Here is an 18846-nt window from a genome sequence, read left to right on the forward strand (position 1 = left end):
TTGGAGATAAAAATGAATAAATTCATCAAACTTGTCGGCAGTGCGGCTTGCGGATTGATGTTATCCACCGTGGCGGCCCGGGCGGCGGCCGATTACGCCGTCGTATTAAAAACCTTATCCAATCCCTATTGGGTCGAAATGAAGCAAGGCGTTGAACAAAAAGCCAAGGAACTCGGCGTTACCGTCGATATTTTCGCCTCGCCCTCCGAAGGGGATTTTCAATCGCAATTACAGCTGTTCGAGGATTTAACCAATAAAAATTATAAAGGCATCGCCTTTGCGCCTTTATCGTCGGTAAACCTGGTCATCCCGGTGGCCAAAGCCTATCAGCAGGGCATCCACCTGGTGAATCTCGATGAAAAAATCGATATGGACAGCCTGACCAAGGCTAAAGGGAACGTTGAAGCCTTTATTACCACCGATAACGTTACCGTAGGCGCCTCCGCGGCCAAATACATTATCGACAAACTGGGCAAGAACGGCGGCGATGTGGCCATTATTGAAGGCAAGGCCGGCAATGCTTCCGGTGAATCGCGCCGCGTCGGCGCCACCCAGGCGTTTAAGGCCGCCGGTAATATCAAATTGGTTGCCAGCCAGCCGGCGGATTGGGATCGCATCAAGGCGCTGGATGTGGCCACCAACGTTTTACAGCGCAATCCCACGCTAAAAGCGTTTTATTGCGCCAACGATACCATGGCGATGGGAGTGGCGCAGGCGGTGGCAAATGCCGGACAAACCGGGCATATCCTGGTGGTGGGTACCGACGGCGTGCCGGAAGCGCGTAAAATGGTATCCGATGGTTTGATGACCGCTACCGTGGCGCAAAACCCTGCGGTTATCGGCGCCAACGGCCTGGTCATTCTGGTGGACTCGGTTAAATCGGGTAAGCTCATAGCACTGAACGCCCAACCGAAAATCGTCACCGTGGATTCAATTTTGGTGACTAAATAACCCCCATAAACAGCGAATAAATCTGCATAGTCTTGATGCCGGAGAGTGATATGACCGCGCCATATATTAAAATGGAAGGGATCGCGAAAAGCTTTGGTCCCGTGCAGGCATTAAAATCCGTTGATTTTGAAATTTACACCCATGAAATCCATGCCTTATTGGGTGAAAATGGCGCCGGAAAATCAACGTTGATGAAAATACTCTCCGGTATTTACGAACCGACGGCGGGTAAAATTACCATTGATAATACTGAATACAGCAGGTTGGATCATAAAATAGCGGCAAGGCTCGGCATCGGTATTATATATCAGGAGCTGAGTGTCATTGATGAACTGACCGTATTGGAAAATCTGTTTATCGGTCGATTACCGGTAAAAAAAACGCTGGGGCTGAATCGGGTTGATTGGCAAGAAATGCGGTCCAAAGCGGCCATCATGTTATTACGGGTGGGATTAAAAATCAGGCTGGATGAAAAGGTTCGTAATCTTTCCATCAGCCAAAAGCAAATGCTGGAAATTGCTAAAACATTAATGTTGAATGCACGGGTTATCATTATGGATGAGCCTACATCTTCATTGACTTATAACGAGGTGGATTATCTTTTCCTGATAATGAATCAGCTGCGGCAAGACGGCACCGCCATCGTCTATATCTCCCATAAGCTGAATGAAATCCGGCGAATCTGTAACCGTTACACGGTAATGAAAGACGGCAGCAGCGTGGCAACGGGCGGGATTACCGATGTGAGCAACGACGATATTGTTCGTATGATGGTGGGCCGCGAGCTGCAAAACCGGTTTCGCGCCATGAAGGAGAGCGTCGGGGTGGAGGACGCGGAAACCATTTTTGAAGTTTGCAATATCACCAGCAAAGATAAGCGTCGGGTGCAAAACGTCTCTTTTACGGTTAAAAGAGGTGAAATCATGGGTTTCGCCGGTCTGGTGGGCTCGGGCCGAACAGAATTCATGAACTGTATATTTGGTGTGGAACCCACCAGCAGCGGTCGGGTTAAGCTGCATAATGTCGATATAACACCCTCGTCCCCCTTGGACGCCTTAAAAAAGGGCATGGGGTATATTACGGAGAGCCGACGTGAAAATGGATTTTTTGAGAACTTTTCCATCGCCCAAAATATTGCCATTAGCAAAAGCCTGAAAGAAGGTGGTTATAAAGGCGCCATGGGGTTGTTTAACCCAGCCCGAGAACGCGAATTAGCGGAAGAACAAAAAGAATTATTGTCTTTGAAATGCAGCTCGGTGGATCAAAACATTACCGAGCTTTCCGGCGGTAACCAGCAAAAAGTATTGATATCAAAATGGCTGTGCTGCGAGCCGGAGGTCATTATTTTTGACGAGCCGACCCGCGGTATTGATGTCGGCGCAAAAGCGGAAATGTATAAAGTGATGCGCAACCTTGCCGCCACGGGAAAGACTATTTTGATGGTTTCCTCAGAGTTGCCGGAAATTTTATCGGTCTGCGATCGCATCGCCATATTCTGTGAAGGGAAACTGGCCAACATTCTTGATAATAATGAACGTATCAGCGAAGAGGACATCATGAAATGGGCGCTACCACAAAATTAAAGGAAATAAAAATGGATAAGTCCAGGTTCAACTTCCAGAAATTTTGGGATCAATATGGCACCTTTTTTATTCTGGCCATTATTGTTGCAATCTTTGGTTCATTATCCAGTGAATATTTTTTAAAGGCTAATAATATCACCCAGATTTTGGTGCAGAGTTCGGTCACCGTGCTTATCGGCATGGGGGAATTTTTTGCCATATTGGTAGCGGGTATCGACCTGTCGGTAGGGGCGGTATTGGCCCTGTCCGGCATGGTGACGGCAAAACTGATGCTGGCGGGCCTGGATCCCCTGTCGGCGGCGCTGATTGGCGGGGTCGTGGTGGGCGGCCTGCTGGGGGCGATCAACGGCTGTCTGGTGAATTGGACCGGCCTGCACCCTTTTATCATTACCCTCGGCACCAATGCGATTTTCCGTGGCGTCACGCTGGTTATTTCCGACGCCAATTCGGTTTATGGTTTCTCATTCGGTTTCGTTAATTTCTTCGCCGCCAGCCCATTGGGGATCCCGGTGCCGGTGATCTTTGCCCTGTTCATCGCCGTCATCCTTTGGTTTATCACTTCCCATACCCGCCTGGGCCGGAACATTTACGCCCTGGGTGGCAATAAAAACTCCGCTTTTTTTTCAGGCATCGACGTCAAGTTTCATATTCTTATCGTATTTATTATTTCCGGCATTTGCGCCGGGCTGGCCGGCGTGGTGTCAACCGCGCGTTTAGGGGCGGCGGAGCCTCTGGTCGGCATCGGTTTTGAAACCTATGCCATCGCCAGCGCGATTATCGGCGGAACCAGCTTTTTTGGCGGCAAGGGCCGAATTTTCTCGGTGGTGATTGGCGGTTTGATTATTGGCACGATTAATAACGGACTTAATATCCTGCAAGTACAAACGTATTACCAATTAGTGGTCATGGGGGGATTAATTATCGCCGCCGTGGCATTAGACCGGCTGATCAGTAAATAGGGGCCCGATATGAAAATTTCTCCTTCACTGATGTGTATGGATTTAAGCAATTTCAAAGAGCAGATCGAGTTTATCGATGAGCACGCCGATTACCTGCATATCGATATCATGGACGGACATTTTGTGCCCAACCTGACGCTGTCGCCGTTTTTTGTCGAGCAGGTTAAACGGCTGGCCACTAAACCCCTGGACTGTCATTTAATGGTCACCAATCCCGAAGATTATATCGACACCTTGGCAAAGTGCGGTGCCGGCATGATTACCCTGCATCCCGAAACTCTTGCTGGCCAGGCGTTCCGTATTGTTGAGAAAATCACCTCCCTGGGGCTCAAGGTGGGTTTTATTCTGAGTCCGGAAAGTGCGGTGGAGGTTATGAAATATTATATCCACCTGGCGGATAAAATTACCGTGCTGACCGTCGATCCCGGTTTTGCCGGCCAACCTTTCATCAGTGAAATGCTGGATAAAATCAGTCAGCTCAAACGCTATCGCGAGCAGCATAATCTGCGTTATGAAATAGAAATTGACGGCTCGTGCAATGCGCGCACGTTTACCTCCCTGATTAAAGCGGGAGCGGACGTGTTTATCGTCGGCTCCTCGGGTTTATTCAATAATGCCGCCGATATTCGGCAAGCCTGGCAAATCATGCAGGCAAATATCCAGCAGGCTCAAAACGAGGCCGACGGCCATGCGTAAACGGCGAAAGGTGGTGGTGGGAGTGGATATGGGCGCCACTCATATCAGAATTTGCCTGTTAACCGGCGACGGGCAGGTATTGATAACGGATAAAGAAAGAACCCGGCCGGTAATCGCCGAGGGCCTGGCCAAGGGGCTGACCGCCTTTATCAAAAGGCATTTGGCCGGACTGGAGGCGGATGTCGCCGCATTGATGATAGGCTTTCCCGCGTCCATCGGCCGGGATAAAAAAACCATTATTTCCGTGCCCAATCTGCCTTGCGATGCCGGGGAATTCACCGGTCTTGCCCCCTGCCTGGAAGCAGAATTTTTTTGCCCGGTGACCTTTGAACGTGATGTGAATATGCAATTGTATTACGACGTCACCGAGGAAAAGATAGCGGATAAACTGGTCCTGGGCTGCTATCTCGGTACCGGTTTCGGCTTCGGGGTCTGGCTGAACGGCGGCCCCTATGTCGGCGCACACGGCGTTGCCGGCGAACTGGGTCACATCCCCTTGGGGGATCCCGCCGCCCGCTGCGGCTGCGGCAACCCCGGCTGTCTGGAAACCCTGTGCTCCGGCGCGGCTCTGGCCCGCTGGTACGCCGCAGCGCCCCGGGATTACCCCTTAACCGAGTTATTCACCCATGGCCGATATGAAAAAAGCCTGATGGAGTTTATCGATCTGGGGGCCAAAGCCATTGCAACCGGAATCAATCTCTTCGATCCCGAATATGTATTGCTGGGGGGAGGCGTGATGGACATGGCGGATTTCCCTTATGACCGGCTGGTGGAACAAACCGGCGTGTTTACCCGCAAACCCCTGCCCTTTACGGCGCTGACCTTTGCCAAGGCCTCGTCGTCATCGTTTAACGGCGCCATAGGCGCCGCTCGCATGGGGTTGGACATGCCCGTCAGAAGGCATTTTTAGCCCAGGTATCCCGCAGCCCCACGGTACGGTTGAATACCGGATGCTGCCGGGTAAAATAACGGCTATCGGCGCAGAAATAGCCTTCCCGTTCAAACTGATAGGGTTGTTCCGGCTTGGCGGCCAGGACGCCGCACTCGGCAAACCCCTGCTTGATCACCAGGGATTCCGGATTGATGGTGGCGAGGAAATCCTCCGCCGCCGCCGGATTGGCATCGCTGAACAGGCGATCGTATAAACGGAACTCCGCCGCGATGTTGCGGGTGGCGGATACCCAGTGAATCACCCCTTTCACCTTGCGCCCATCCGCCGGGTCCTTGCTCAGGGTCTGGGGATCGTAGGAACAGTAAATAGCAGTGATGTCACCCTGCGGGTCTTTATCGATACGTTCCGCCTTGACGACATAGGCATTGCGCAAGCGGACCTCTTTACCCAGCACCAGGCGCTTGTACTGCTTATTGGCCTCTTCGCGGAAATCCGCTCGGTCGATATAGATTTCGCGGCTGAAGGCCACCTGTCGGCTGCCCATCTCCGGATTATTGGGATGATTGGGCATGGTCACGTCTTCCTCATAACCCGCCGGCAGATTCTCGATAATGACTTTTACCGGGTCGATGACCGCCATGGCGCGGGGAGCGGATTCATTCAAGTCCTCGCGGATGCAGGCTTCCAGCGCGGCCATTTCCACGTTGTTTTCCTGTTTGGTCACCCCGATGCGGCGACAAAACTCACGAATGGACGAAGCGGTGTAACCTCGGCGGCGCAGCCCTGAGATGGTGGGCATGCGCGGATCGTCCCAGCCCTCGACAATCTTATCCGCCACCAGCTGGTTCAGCTTGCGCTTGGACATGATGGCGTATTCGAGGTTGAGACGGGAAAACTCATATTGCCGCGGATGGCAGGGAATGGTGATGTTATCCAGTACCCAGTCATACAGGCGTCGGTTATCCTGAAATTCGAGGGTGCATAATGAATGGGTAATGCCTTCCAGGGCGTCGGATATGCAGTGGGTAAAGTCATACATCGGATAGATGCACCACTTTGATCCGGTCTGGTGATGCTCGGCGAACTTGATTCGATAAAGCACCGGGTCGCGCATCACCATAAAAGGCGAGGCCATGTCGATTTTGGCCCGCAGGCAGGCGGAGCCTTCCGGAAATCCGCCGCTGCGCATGATGGCGAACAGCGCCAGGTTTTGCTCCACCGGACGATCTCGGAACGGGCTGTTTTTGCCGGGCGTCGTCAAATTGCCGCGGTATTCGCGGATGGCGTCGGGGGACAATTCGTCCACATACGCTAACCCCTTGTTGATCAATTCGATGGCATAGGCATGCAGTTGGTCGAAGTAATCCGAGGAATAATGGATTTCACCGCTCCAGTCGAACCCCAGCCATTTCACATCCTGCTTGATGGAATCGACATATTCGATATCTTCTTTGGCCGGATTGGTATCGTCGAAGCGCAGGTTGCATTTTCCCTGATAATCGTTGGCGATGCCGAAGTTCAGGCAAATGGATTTGGCATGGCCGATATGCAAATAGCCGTTAGGCTCCGGCGGGAAACGGGTATGCACGGAGCTGTGCTTTCCGGTGGCCAGATCTTCATCAATAATTTGACGAATAAAATTAGTCGGGCGGGCTTCAGCCTCACTCATCTTGATGTTCCTCTAATCGAAAGCACGACATTCATTCCTCTTATGTTCCAACAAGCCAAGTTTCGACACAACCAATAGTTGCAGAAAATCTCAAGCCGGACTTGGCTGGATGCCCGCTCGGCGTTCAATGACGGAGCGTTGCCGGATGAAGTTATTCTACCATAAGCGGAGAAAGGACGGGGGATAACGGGCAAGCGGGCCTGCCCGGAAAAACGGAGGGACGGTTTAGCGTTCCGAGGCTTGCTGACAAAGTGCCCGGTCGGGACGGAATACTAGATCGTAAACACGCTGTAAATACATCCCTGTACGCTCGATCCGCGCGATTACGGCTACCCTCCCTGGTAGCCGCCCTTCGGGCCAACGCCTTACGGCGTTGTTCCAATACGCTCCCGGCGTATTGGTCCCTGGCGCGGACGGTTTACTTTTCTATCATTCCGTCCCGCCTTATTGACCCCCGATACGTTTGTCAACGATCTTCGGAATGGGTCAGAACTTATTTCGCGGTGATATCGAGCAATTTGCTCTCGCCGGCGATGACCAGACCACTAGCGGTAGCGGAAATCGCACCGAACTGGTCCATATTGGTGACCACCACCGGACTGATCAGGGAGCGGGCGTTGGCGTTCAGGTAATCCAGATCCAGCTCAAGAATCGGCTGTCCCTGAGTGACTTTGCTGCCTTCGTCCACCAGACAGGTGAATCCTTGCCCCTGCAAATTAACGGTATCGATGCCGATATGCACCACGACTTCGGCGCCGGTGTCGGTTTCCAGGCAAAATGCATGGTGTGTACCGAACATTTTCACCAACGTTCCGTTGGCGGGCGACAATACCAGATTACCGGTGGGACGAATGGCGACCCCTTCCCCCACGGCTTTGCTGGCAAAACCTTCATCGGGCACCTGTTCCAGCGGCACGATTTCACCTGTCAGCGGTGAAATCAGGCTGACCACCACCGGACGCTGCGCTTGGGAGGCATTAACCGGCGTTACCGGCGCCGCCGCGGGCGCGGGGGCTTGGGAAACCGACCTGGCCGCCGCCACCGGACCGGTGGTGAGGACTTTGCGCATGGCATCGGCAATGATTTCGGCACGGGTGCCGACGATGACCTGCACGCTCTCTTTATTTAAACGAATCACCCCCTGCGCCCCCAGGTTTTTCGCCAGGGATTCATTCACTATCGCCGAGTCTTTCACGCTCAGACGCAGACGGGTGATGCAGGCATCGATGCCGGTGAGGTTATCGGACCCCCCTACCGCGCTGATAAAACGGCGCGCCAGCACTTCGGTTTCGCCGGCCTTGCCGCCGGCTACCGGTGTAGTATCCACATCGACATTGTAACCGTCGGCTTCGTCACCGGCCATGGCCAGTTCACGTCCCGGGGTCAGCAGATTGAAGCGTTTGATGGTGTAACGGAATACCACATAATAGATGACGAAGAACACCAACCCTTGCGGAATCAGCATATACCAGTGCACGGCCAGCGGGTTGCGGGACGACAGCACCATATCCACCAGGCCGGCGCTGAAGCCGAAACCGGCCATCCAGTGCATGCTGGCGGCGATAAATACCGACAAACCGGTGAGCAGCGCATGGAGGAAATACAGCACCGGCGCCACGAACATGAAGGAGAATTCCAATGGTTCGGTGATACCGGTAAAAAACGCGGCAAAGGCGCCGGCCAACATGATACCGGCCACTTTGCTTCTGTTTTCCGGACGGGCGCAGTGATAAATGGCCAGTGCGGCGCCGGGTAAACCGAACATCATGATCGGGAAGAAACCTGCCTGATAGCGGCCGGTTATGCCGGGGATACCTGTACCGTTGGCGATGGATTGCGCGCCGCCGAGGAATTTCGGAATGTCGTTGATGCCGGCCACGTCGAACCAGAATACTGAGTTCAGGGCATGGTGCAGGCCGACCGGGATCAGCAGGCGGTTAAAGAAGGCGTAAATGCCCGCGCCGAGCGCGCCCATATGCTGGATGTATACCCCGAAACCCACCAGGGCATTAAAAATCACCGGCCAGAGGTACATCAGGATGAACGATACGACGATCATCACAAAGGAAACCAGTATGGGTACCAGACGCCGCCCGCTGAAGAATGACAGGGCCTTGGGCAGCTCAACCTGGCTGAAGCGGTTATACAACTCGGCGGAAATGATGCCCACCAGGATGCCGACGAACTGGTTGTTGATCTTGCCGAACGCCGCGGGAACGCTGGCCACCGGAATTTTTTGAATCATCGCCACCGCCGCCGGAGCGCATAAAGTGGTGACCACCATGAAACCCACCAGACCGGACAACGCCGCCGCGCCGTCCTTGTCCTTGGACATGCCATACGCCACGCCCACGGCGAACAGCAAAGACATATTATTGATGATTGCCGAACCGGCGGTGATGAAGAAAGCGGCCAGCGAACTGTCGCTCCCCCAGCCCACCGGGTCAATCCAGTAGCCGACACCCATCAGGATGGCGGCGGCGGGCAATGTCGCCACCGGCACCATCAGCGCGCGGCCAATCTTCTGTAGATAACTGAGTATATTCACCTTGATTCCCCTTTAGACCCTATTGTGCAACCCAAATTTTGGGCTGTTACCCCTGCCTGCTTCCAATCTCGCGTTAAATGACCCCATCACCAGCAGTGTAGGAAGTTTAATTTTCAACGCAAATTAAATACCCGCAATATGTGATTATTGTCACCTTGTTGCTGTTGAATTTGTGACTTATTCTGATAAATATGTCAAACTTATTTTGCTTAGCGAAAAATCCGCATATAACTGTTCCGGTGGCGTGAAGAGTCGCCCCCTCGTGTTACAGGGTGAAGGCGTCAACGCTATACTCTTCATACCAGGCCGGAAAGATGCCCTAATCTGCAAGAGGTCAATAATGAGACTCATTCCGTTACAAACCGCCGCCGAAGTCGGCAAATGGGCGGCCGCCTATATCGTCAGCCGCATCAATGCGTTTAAACCCACCACGGAACGGCCCTTTATCCTGGGTCTGCCCACCGGCAGCACCCCCCTTGAAGCCTACAAACATCTTATTGAAATGCATAAAGCGGGCCAGGTCAGTTTTAAACATGTGGTCACCTTCAACATGGATGAATACGTCGGCTTGCCCGCCTCCCATCCTGAAAGTTATTATACTTTCATGCATAATAATTTCTTCGATCATATCGATATCCCCAGTGAAAATATCAACCTTCTCAACGGCAATGCGCCTGACATCGACGAGGAGTGCCGCCGTTACGAAGAAAAAATCAAATCCTACGGCAAGATCCATCTGTTTATGGGCGGCGTCGGTAATGACGGTCACATTGCCTTTAATGAACCGGCCTCTTCGCTGGCGTCCCGCACCCGCATCAAAACCCTGACCCTGGAAACCCGCCGGGTAAATTCCCGCTTTTTCGAGGACGATGTGGAGAAGGTTCCCCGTTTCGCCTTGACCGTGGGCGTCGGCACCCTGCTGGATGCGGAAGAGGTGATGATTCTGGTGATTGGCCACCAAAAAGCCCAGGCATTGCAGGCCGCCGTGGAGGGGAATGTAAATCATATGTGGACTATTAGCTGCCTGCAGCTTCATGCTAAAGCGGTGATGGTTTGCGATGAACCTTCCACCTTGGAACTTAAGGTCAAAACAGTGAAATATTTCCGTGAACTGGAAGCGGATAGTCTGAAAACTGTTTGAAATTCACCGGGAGCGAACGATGTACGCACTAACCAATGGCCGGATTTTCACCGGCTATCAGATACTTGACGACCATGCGCTAGTGATAGCCGACGGGTTGATCAATGAAGTTTGTCCGACGGCTTCGTTGCCGGCCGAAATTGAGCGCCGCGATCTGGCCGGGGCGGTTTTGGCGCCGGGTTTTATCGATTTGCAGCTCAATGGCTGCGGCGGAGTGCAATTCAACGACTCCCTTGAGGCTTTATCCGTTGAAACGCTGGAAATTATGCAGCACGCCAATGAGAAATCGGGCTGTACCAGTTTCCTGCCGACGCTTATCACCAGCACCGACGAATTTATGTACCGCGCCATTGAAGTCATGCGCGCGTTTTTAGCCCAACACAAAAACCAGGCGCTGGGTCTGCACCTGGAAGGGCCCTATTTGAACCCGATTAAAAAAGGCACCCACGATCCGGCGTTGATGCGGGTCCCCAGCGCGGCGATGATTGACCATCTCTGCGCCAATGCCGATGTTATCGCCCAACTCACCCTGGCGCCGGAACAAGTGGATGCCGCCGTTATCCGCCGGCTGCGGCAGGCGGGTATCGTGGTTTCCGCCGGACATTCAAACGCCACTTATGCTCAGGCGAAAGCGGGTTTTGCCGCCGGCATCAGTTCCGCCACCCATCTGTTCAACGCCATGCCGCAGCTGGTGGGACGTGAACCGGGTCTTATCGGGGCCATCTTCGATGCGCCGGAAATCTATTGCGGTATTATCGCCGACGGCCTGCATGTCAATTACGCCAACGTGCGCAACGCCAAACGCATTAAAGGCGACAAACTGGTGCTGGTTACCGACGCCACCGCGCCGGCCGGGGCCGACAGCCAGATTGACCGGTTTATTTTCGCCGGTAAAACAATCTACTATCGCGACGGCCTGTGCGTGGATGAACACGGCACGCTGAGCGGTTCGGTCCTAACGATGATTGACGCGGTACGCAATAGCGTTGACTATGTCGGTATTCCATTGGATGAAGCGTTGCGGATGGCGACGTTGTACCCCGCGCAGGCTTTAGGTGTGAGCGATCGCTTAGGCACTTTGCAGGTGGGCAAAGCGGCTAATCTTACCGCCTTTACCCGCGATTACCGGATAATCAAAACCATTGTGAATGGTGATGAAGTTTAATAAAAAGCGAGTAGAGCACTGATGACCCCAGGCGGACAGGCCACGATAGGTAATGTTGATCTCGTTAAACAACTGAATGGCGCGGCGGTCTACCGCCTGATAGACCAATCGGGTCCTATATCGCGAATCCAAATAGCGGAACAGAGCCAGCTGGCGCCCGCAAGCATCACCAAGATTACCCGCCAGTTGCTGGAACGAGGCCTGATCCGCGAAGTGGATCAACAGGCTTCCACCGGCGGCCGGCGGGCAATTTCCATCGTTGCCGAAACCCGTGCCTTTCAGGCCATCGGCATTCGCCTCGGCCGTCACGACACCACCATTACCCTTTATGATCTCACCGGCAAATCCCTGAGTGAAGAGTATATGCCGCTGCCGGAGCGGACCCAGCAAGCGCTGGAAGAGGCGCTGTTTACCGCTATCGCCCGTTTTCTGGAACAAAATCAGCGCAAAATCCGTGAGCTGATAGCCATTTCGGTAATACTACCCGGCCTGGTGGATCCCTACTCCGGCGTGGTGCGCTACATGCCGCATATCAGCGTCACTCAGTGGCCGCTGGTGGAAAATTTACAAAAGCGGTTCCACTTAACCGCCTTCGTCGGCCATGACATCCGCAGTTTGGCGCTGGCGGAGCACTATTTTGGTGCAACCCATGACTGCGAAGACTCCATTTTGGTTCGTTTGCACCGTGGTACCGGTGCGGGCATTCTGGTAAACGGACAAATTTTCCTCGGCAGTAACGGCAATGTGGGTGAAATCGGCCATATCCAGGTGGATCCGCTGGGTGAGCGGTGTTACTGCGGCAACTTCGGCTGCCTGGAAACCATCGCCGCCAACGGCGCCATCGAGCAGCGGGTGCGCCATTTGCTCACCCAGGGCTACCCGAGCAAGCTCAGTCTTGACCATTGCCAGATCGACGCCATTTGCAAAGCCGCCAACCGCGGCGACCCTCTGGCCTGCGAGGTGATCGAACAGGTGGGTCATCATCTGGGCAAGGTGATAGCCATCGCCATTAACCTGTTCAATCCGCAAAAAGTGGTGCTGGCCGGCGAGATTACCGAAGCGCATAAAGTTTTGCTGCCGGCGGTGCAGCGCTGTATTGACAACCAGACCCTCAGCGGTTTCCGGCAAAACCTGCCGGTGGTGATTTCCGCCTTGAACCACGGATCGGCCATCGGCGCCTTTGCCCTGGTGAAACGGGCCATGCTCAACGGTGTATTGCTGCAACGCCTGCTGGAAAGCAGCTGAACCGGATAACACAACGTACATGATTCAGGCGATCCGGGTCTTTGATACAGTCAAGACGGCTGCCGTCGCCTAAACAACGAATACCCTGTTTCCGGAGAGGGCAGTGAGTAGTTTGATTGTCGCGTGTCTGGTTGGGCGATTGCCGTGGATGGAGGCTTGTTGTGAATGGATGTTTGCTGTGGATAGATGCTTGCTGTGAAGGGATGTTTGCTGTGGATAGATACTTGCTGTGAATGGATGTTTGCTGAGATCGCGTGATTACCGTTTTTTCAATGGTTACCGCGATATCAGCCATTAACGGTTGAACAAATCTCAAGGCCTTATGGCCGACTTTAATAGTGAATCCTCATTTTTTAGCCGTAAAAATTAAGTTATCTTCAGCAGCCTGGCTTTTTTCATTGATAGATCTTGAATAGATGTGGCATTTTGATGCTAAATCGATGTTATTGAGACGTCATACACGACCATAAAAGAAGCAAGGAAAAATTATGTGTTCAATCTTTGGTGCCCTGGATCTGAAATCGGATCCCACGGAACTGCGCAAGACAGCGCTGGAAATGTCGCGCCTGATGCGCCATCGCGGCCCGGACTGGTCGGGAGTGTTCGCCAGCGACAAAGCGATTCTCGCCCATGAACGGCTCTCCATCGTCGACGTCAATACCGGCGCGCAACCGCTGTACAATGCCGCCCATACCCATGTACTGGCGGTGAACGGCGAAATTTACAATCACCAGGCCCTGCGTCAGGAACTTGGCGATCGCTACGCGTTCCAAACCGGCTCCGATTGCGAGGTGATATTGGCGTTGTATCAGGAAAAGGGACCGGCATTCCTCGACGATTTACGCGGTATGTTCGCCTTTATCCTTTATGACACCGAGAAAGACGCTTACCTCATCGGCCGCGACCACATGGGCATCATTCCGCTTTATATGGGCTATGATGAAAACGGCACGCTGTTCGTGGCGTCGGAAATGAAGGCGCTGGTGCCTATTTGCCGCAGTATCAAAGAGTTTCCTCCCGGAAGTTATCTGTGGAGCCCGGATGGTGAAATTCGTGAATACTATAGCCGCGATTGGTTCTCTTACGACAATGTCAAAGACAACCTGACCGATAAGGCCGCCCTGCGCGACGCCCTAGAAGAATCGGTAAAAAGCCATTTGATGTCCGATGTGCCTTACGGTGTGTTGCTGTCCGGCGGACTCGATTCTTCCGTTATCTCCGCCATTACCAAAAAATACGCCGCGCGCCGGGTTGAAGACGAGGCACGCACTGAAGCCTGGTGGCCGCAGCTGCACTCATTTGCCGTGGGCCTGGAAGGTTCACCGGATTTGCGCGCCGCCAAAGAGGTGGCTACCCATCTGGGCACCGTGCATCATGAAATCCACTTTACGGTTCAGGAAGGATTGGACGCCATCCGCGACGTGATCTATCACATCGAAACTTATGATGTGACCACTATCCGCGCCTCGACGCCGATGTATCTGATGTCGCGCAAAATCAAGGCCATGGGCATCAAGATGGTGCTGTCCGGCGAAGGCGCCGACGAAGTGTTCGGCGGGTATCTCTATTTCCATAAGGCGCCGAACGCCAAAGAGTTCCATGAGGAACTGGTGCGCAAACTGCAGGCGCTGCATATGTACGATTGCGCAAGGGCCAACAAAGCCATGTCCGCCTGGGGCGTGGAAGCCCGCGTGCCTTTCCTGGACAAGAACTTCCTTGATGTGGCTATGCGACTCAACCCGCAGGACAAGATGTGCGGCCACGGTAAAATCGAGAAGCACGTGCTGCGTGAATGTTTCGCGTCTTACCTGCCGGAAAGTATCGCCTGGCGCCAGAAAGAACAATTCTCCGACGGCGTGGGGTATAGCTGGATCGATACCCTCAAAGAAGTGGCCGCCGCGCAAATTACCGATCAGCAATTGGCCAATGCGCATTTCCGTTTTCCCTATAACACCCCCACCTCCAAAGAGGCGTATTTTTACCGCGAAATCTTTGAAGAGCTGTTCCCGTTGCCCAGCGCCGCCGAATGTGTTCCCGGCGGTCCGTCGGTGGCCTGCTCATCGGCTAAAGCCATCGAATGGGATGAGTCGTTCAAAAACATGGACGATCCGTCGGGACGCGCCGTGGGCGTGCATCAGTCGGCGTATTGACGTCGCGGCCAGCCCCGCGTCCACCGAACGTGCAACGAGCGTGTTAAAGGGAGACCGTGTCGATGGGGTCGAAGCAGGCGTGGTTTTTCCGCCTGCCCGAGCGCCCCACGACGCGGTAGGCCCGCGATCACCGAACGTGCAACGAACGTGTTAAAGGGAGACCGTGTCGATGGGGTCGAAGCAGGCGTGGTTTTTCCGCCTGCCCGAGTGCCCCACGACGCGGTAGGCCCGCGATCACCGAACGTGCAACGAACGTGTTAAAGGGAGACCGTGTCGATGGGGTCGAAGCAGGCGTGGTTTTTTCCGCCTGCCCGAGTGCCCCACGACGCGGTAGGCCCGCGATCACCGAACGTGCAACGTACGTGATAAAGGGAGACCGTGTCGATGGGGTCGAAGCAGGCGTGGTTTTTCCGCCTGCCCGAGCGCCCCACGACGCGGTAAGCCCGCTGTCACCGAACGTGCAACGAACGTGTCAAGGGGATAGCGCCCACAGCGCGGTAATCCCGTCGGCCTTAAGCCCGATGCCAGCGCTGCTACTCTCATCTCCGGGCCGTTTTGGCCCGTTTTTACCCTGCAAAAAGTGCTAAAATCACCCCTTATGCGGTTTTTATCATCAGGTTGGTCATAAGCCGGACAAACAGCATGCGCAAAGGCCGATTCCCAAAAAAAGGTGTTGACTGAATTTCTGCAACTACGCATAATGCGCCCCGCAACGCCGAATGATGGTCACGCGGAAGGAAGGCTACGTAGCTCAGCTGGTTAGAGCACAGCACTCATAATGCTGGGGTCACAGGTTCGATTCCCGTCGTAGCCACCATACTTTGCGGGAGTGGCGAAATTGGTAGACGCACCAGATTTAGGTTCTGGCGCCGCAAGGTGTGCGAGTTCAAGTCTCGCCTCCCGCACCATATTTCGGTTACGCAGCGGATGGGGTATAGCCAAGCGGTAAGGCAGCGGGTTTTGATCCCGCCACGCCCAGGTTCGAATCCTGGTACCCCAGCCAATAGCTTCGTTTAGTTTGCGAGGCAAGAATTTTGTGGTTGCGGTTGCTTTGGGATATAGCCAAGCGGTAAGGCAGCGGGTTTTGATCCCGCCACCCCCAGGTTCGAATCCTGGTATCCCAGCCAAAATAAATTGGCAAAAAGTATTGTAAGCCACGAATATTTAAGTATAATTTGGCTACGTAGCTCAGCTGGTTAGAGCACAGCACTCATAATGCTGGGGTCACAGGTTCGATTCCCGTCGTAGCCACCACATTTTTGGGGTATCGCCAAGCGGTAAGGCAGCGGATTCTGATTCCGCCACCCCAGGTTCGAATCCTGGTACCCCAGCCATACAAGACTGCGTAAGCAGTCAAACAGCCAGCTGTAATCAGCGGGTTGTTGAGAACGGAGCGATTGTCATTGACAACGCTCCGTTTTTTTATGCCGTCTCCATCACGTGACCAGTGCTTCTTCTGCGGAACCGCACGCCAATAATCGGTCGTTCCCACAAGTACCGCATCCATGCGGCCGGCTGTTCCGCCGCGAGACGACCCGGAGTGGCCGCGCCCGCCGTCAGTTTGTCGTTCCTTAAGTACTATTCCCCGCCATAAACCTCTGCCTATTTTCCCTAGGGCGCGTTTATGGGGCGAATCTTCCCACCCCGCCTTCCATTCATCGTTGCGTAATGAACTCTTGGTGGGTTTTTATACTCTGAAGAAAGAGAGAGGCACAATGGCAGCCGGTGGCTCATTTTCACCACTAAAGCAGCGCAAGTAAATCCAGATCAAGGTTTTGGGCGCGGCTTATCGTGCAAACTGCACCGCATCCAGGATGGATAAAGCTGAAATTGTAAATTATTGATTGAGAATCAACGATGATTAATTATAAAACCGCAACGCTTGAAGAATTAAAAATCGAATTCAAACGCCTATCCAAGCAGGCGGGCGATATGCCGCTAGGCACCCGCAAAGAGTTTTACCATCTGCCCGCCATCCTGGAAAACGACGAAACCCCATTGGCCGTTGCTTCCGGCCTGATGGGCAGCAACACCTGGCTCATCACCCTGACCGACCGGCGGGTGTTATTCCTAGATAAGGGCATGGTGTTCGGCCTCAAGCAGGTCACCATCGATCTGGCGGATATCGTTTCAGTGGACTGCAGGACCCGGATGATGACCGGCAGCATCACCCTGAGCACCGCCGGCCAAGACTATACCATCGAGAATGTGATGAAAGGCGCGGTGATTCCCTTCACCAACCTGGTGAACAGCGCCCGTGAAAGGCTTAGCGACGCCGACGGCGGTTTGGCGGCATCAAGGGAATACCCCGTTGAGCCGGCGCCGATGGAGATGATAATCCAGTTGGAAAAGCTGGCTTCCTTGAAAGAGCGGGGCATATTGAGCGACGAAGAGTTCAGCACGCAAAAAGCCCGCATCCTGGCAATGTAATCCGGCGGCCTTTACTGCCGCCCGAGAGAACAACCTTATAATCCGAGGGCGTATTTCAGCGCCCGCGTTTTCAGTACCCCTGCCCGCTGGGCCAGCATCAGGCCGAGATTACGCACCAGCCTCACCGGCGGCAAGGTATTGCTGAAGGCGGTGTAAAACAGATCCATACCGCTTTGCATCAAAAGGTTATCGGCGTAGCGACGGTGCTGGTAGCGTTTTAAGATCCGCAGCTCATCCCAGGGCTCGCCGTGATCGCGGGCACCGATAACCACATCGGCCAAGGCCTCCACATCTCGAAAGCCCAAATTTACCCCCTGACCCGCCAAGGGATTGATGGTATGTGCCGCATCGCCGATAAGGGCCAGTCCGGGATTGACATAGCGGCGGGCATGGCAGCGCGTCAAGGGGAAAGCGCCGGCGGCATGTACCTTGACAGCCCCCAGACGTTTGGGGAAAACCCGCAGCACTTCCTGTTCCAGCGCCGGTAATGATAATGCCTTTAACTGTTTGATGCGGGCCGCGCTGTCATACCACACCAATGTGGCCCAGTGGTTATACAGCGGTAAAAAGGCCCTGGGACCGTCGGGAGAGAACTCCTGCCAGGTGATATCCTGCTGGCCGTAGGGACAGGCCACGGTAATTAACAGGCAGGATTGGCGGTACTGCCAGCCGCTCACGCCGATGCCCGCTTGCCGGCGGACCCGTGATTGCGCGCCGTCGGCGCCAATCAGCAGCCGGGTGGTGACCGTCTCGCCATTATCCAGCGTCAGATGCCACCTGCCGCCGTCATAATTCATTGTCGCCAGGCTGGCGGGACAAAGCAGCCGCAGGGTGTCGCAGGTCTCGAACGCCTGCCACAATCCCTGTTGCACCCTGTAGTTCTCCACCATGAATCCCAGCTCCGGCAAATGCAGCGCCGCGGCGTCAAACGTGACCCGGGACGCGTCCCACTCCCAGGTTTCAAGACGCCGGTAAGGCACCCGATATTCATCGTCGATGCGTTCCCAGGCCCCTAACCTGCGCAATAGCTCAACCGAGGCGCAACTGATGGCGGAAACCCGCAAATCCGGCGGGGCATCCACCCCCGGCGCCACGGGAAGAGCATGGTCCAGCACCAGCACGCTGAAACCGGCCTGTGCCAAGGCCAGCGCCGCCGCGGCGCCCACCATACCGCCCCCCGCCACCACCACATCATAGGATGTATTGTTTGTCATGTCGGTTACACTCAGGTCGTTTATGAGGATTTGCATAGTGCATAGTGTATACCCAATAGCTTTCGAGTTGCAGCAAGGCGGCAAGCGAGAGAATCCCGATGAGCTTACTCAAGTAAGTGATTCGGGTGAACGAGTGCAGCCAACACAGCGGCGACTTTAAAGATGAAGGGTATAACGCAATTTTTCATTATCCCGGTTACCTT

Annotated in this window: 13 protein-coding genes and 6 tRNA genes; 16 read left to right on the forward strand and 3 right to left on the reverse strand. The window is 54.2% G+C overall.

Annotated elements, in window-relative coordinates:
* Positions 1–12: 12 nt before the first annotated feature.
* Genes alsB through alsK form a run of 5 tightly spaced genes read left to right on the forward strand, consistent with a single transcriptional unit; the run spans position 13 to position 5099 of the window.
* Positions 13–951, forward strand: a complete 939-nt coding sequence (gene alsB, locus HB631_RS19230) for a D-allose transporter substrate-binding protein (RefSeq protein WP_213992802.1) — start codon at positions 13–15, stop codon at positions 949–951.
* A gap of 50 nt (positions 952–1001) precedes the next feature.
* Positions 1002–2534, forward strand: a complete 1533-nt coding sequence (gene alsA, locus HB631_RS19235) for a D-allose ABC transporter ATP-binding protein AlsA (RefSeq protein ID WP_213992803.1) — start codon at positions 1002–1004, stop codon at positions 2532–2534.
* Positions 2513–3493, forward strand: coding sequence for a D-allose ABC transporter permease (alsC, locus tag HB631_RS19240; RefSeq protein ID WP_213992804.1), 981 nt, complete (start codon positions 2513–2515; stop codon positions 3491–3493). Before alsA ends, alsC begins: the two co-directional genes overlap by 22 nt.
* 9 nt (positions 3494–3502) lie before the next feature.
* Positions 3503–4189, forward strand: coding sequence for a D-allulose 6-phosphate 3-epimerase (gene alsE, locus HB631_RS19245; RefSeq protein ID WP_213992805.1), 687 nt, complete (start codon positions 3503–3505; stop codon positions 4187–4189).
* Entirely contained in the window at positions 4182–5099 is a 918-nt protein-coding gene (alsK, locus tag HB631_RS19250; RefSeq protein ID WP_213992806.1) for an allose kinase, read from the forward strand. Before alsE ends, alsK begins: the two co-directional genes overlap by 8 nt.
* On the opposite strand, the gene glnS is transcribed toward alsK, so the two are convergent.
* Positions 5083–6750 (reverse strand): glutamine--tRNA ligase, encoded by a 1668-nt coding sequence (gene glnS, locus HB631_RS19255; protein ID WP_213992807.1) that lies wholly within the window; start codon positions 6748–6750, stop codon positions 5083–5085. The two genes, alsK and glnS, sit on opposite strands and share 17 nt — an antisense overlap.
* A 493-nt stretch (positions 6751–7243) precedes the next feature.
* Positions 7244–9298, reverse strand: coding sequence for an N-acetylglucosamine-specific PTS transporter subunit IIBC (gene nagE / locus HB631_RS19260; protein WP_213992808.1), 2055 nt, complete (start codon positions 9296–9298; stop codon positions 7244–7246).
* A gap of 340 nt (positions 9299–9638) precedes the next feature.
* Between nagE and nagB the strand changes: the two genes are divergently transcribed.
* The 11 genes from nagB to HB631_RS19315 all read left to right on the forward strand — a co-directional run bounded on the left by nagB (position 9639) and on the right by HB631_RS19315 (position 17429).
* Positions 9639–10439 carry a glucosamine-6-phosphate deaminase gene (gene nagB / locus HB631_RS19265; protein WP_213992809.1) on the forward strand — a complete coding sequence of 267 codons (801 nt, stop codon included), beginning with the start codon at positions 9639–9641 and terminating at the stop codon, positions 10437–10439.
* Positions 10440–10458: 19 nt separating this feature from the next.
* Entirely contained in the window at positions 10459–11604 is a 1146-nt protein-coding gene (gene nagA, locus HB631_RS19270) for an N-acetylglucosamine-6-phosphate deacetylase (RefSeq protein WP_213992810.1), read from the forward strand.
* A 21-nt stretch (positions 11605–11625) separates the two neighbouring features.
* A complete protein-coding gene (locus HB631_RS19275; protein ID WP_213992811.1) occupies positions 11626–12849 on the forward strand; it encodes an ROK family protein in 1224 nt (407 codons plus the stop codon).
* Positions 12850–13337: 488 nt separating this feature from the next.
* A complete protein-coding gene (asnB, locus tag HB631_RS19280; RefSeq protein WP_213992812.1) occupies positions 13338–14999 on the forward strand; it encodes an asparagine synthase B in 1662 nt (553 codons plus the stop codon).
* A gap of 740 nt (positions 15000–15739) precedes the next feature.
* Positions 15740–15816: transfer RNA gene (locus HB631_RS19285), tRNA-Met, on the forward strand.
* 6 nt (positions 15817–15822) lie between these two features.
* Positions 15823–15907 (forward strand) — tRNA-Leu (locus HB631_RS19290).
* 20 nt (positions 15908–15927) lie between these two features.
* A tRNA-Gln gene (locus tag HB631_RS19295) sits at positions 15928–16002 on the forward strand.
* 49 nt (positions 16003–16051) lie between these two features.
* A tRNA-Gln gene (locus tag HB631_RS19300) sits at positions 16052–16126 on the forward strand.
* A 50-nt stretch (positions 16127–16176) separates the two neighbouring features.
* A tRNA-Met gene (locus HB631_RS19305) sits at positions 16177–16253 on the forward strand.
* A 6-nt stretch (positions 16254–16259) separates the two neighbouring features.
* Positions 16260–16333, forward strand: a tRNA-Gln gene (locus HB631_RS19310).
* A gap of 523 nt (positions 16334–16856) precedes the next feature.
* Complete coding sequence (locus HB631_RS19315) at positions 16857–17429, forward strand: PH domain-containing protein (RefSeq protein ID WP_213992813.1); 573 nt, start codon at positions 16857–16859, stop codon at positions 17427–17429.
* 35 nt (positions 17430–17464) lie between these two features.
* Here HB631_RS19315 and ubiF read toward each other — a convergent pair whose 3' ends face one another.
* Positions 17465–18643 (reverse strand): 3-demethoxyubiquinol 3-hydroxylase, encoded by a 1179-nt coding sequence (gene ubiF, locus HB631_RS19320; RefSeq protein WP_213992814.1) that lies wholly within the window; start codon positions 18641–18643, stop codon positions 17465–17467.
* Positions 18644–18846 lie beyond the last annotated feature (203 nt).

This window comes from Sodalis sp. dw_96 (genome assembly GCF_018449575.1).
Classification (GTDB): Bacteria; Pseudomonadota; Gammaproteobacteria; order Enterobacterales; family Enterobacteriaceae; genus Acerihabitans.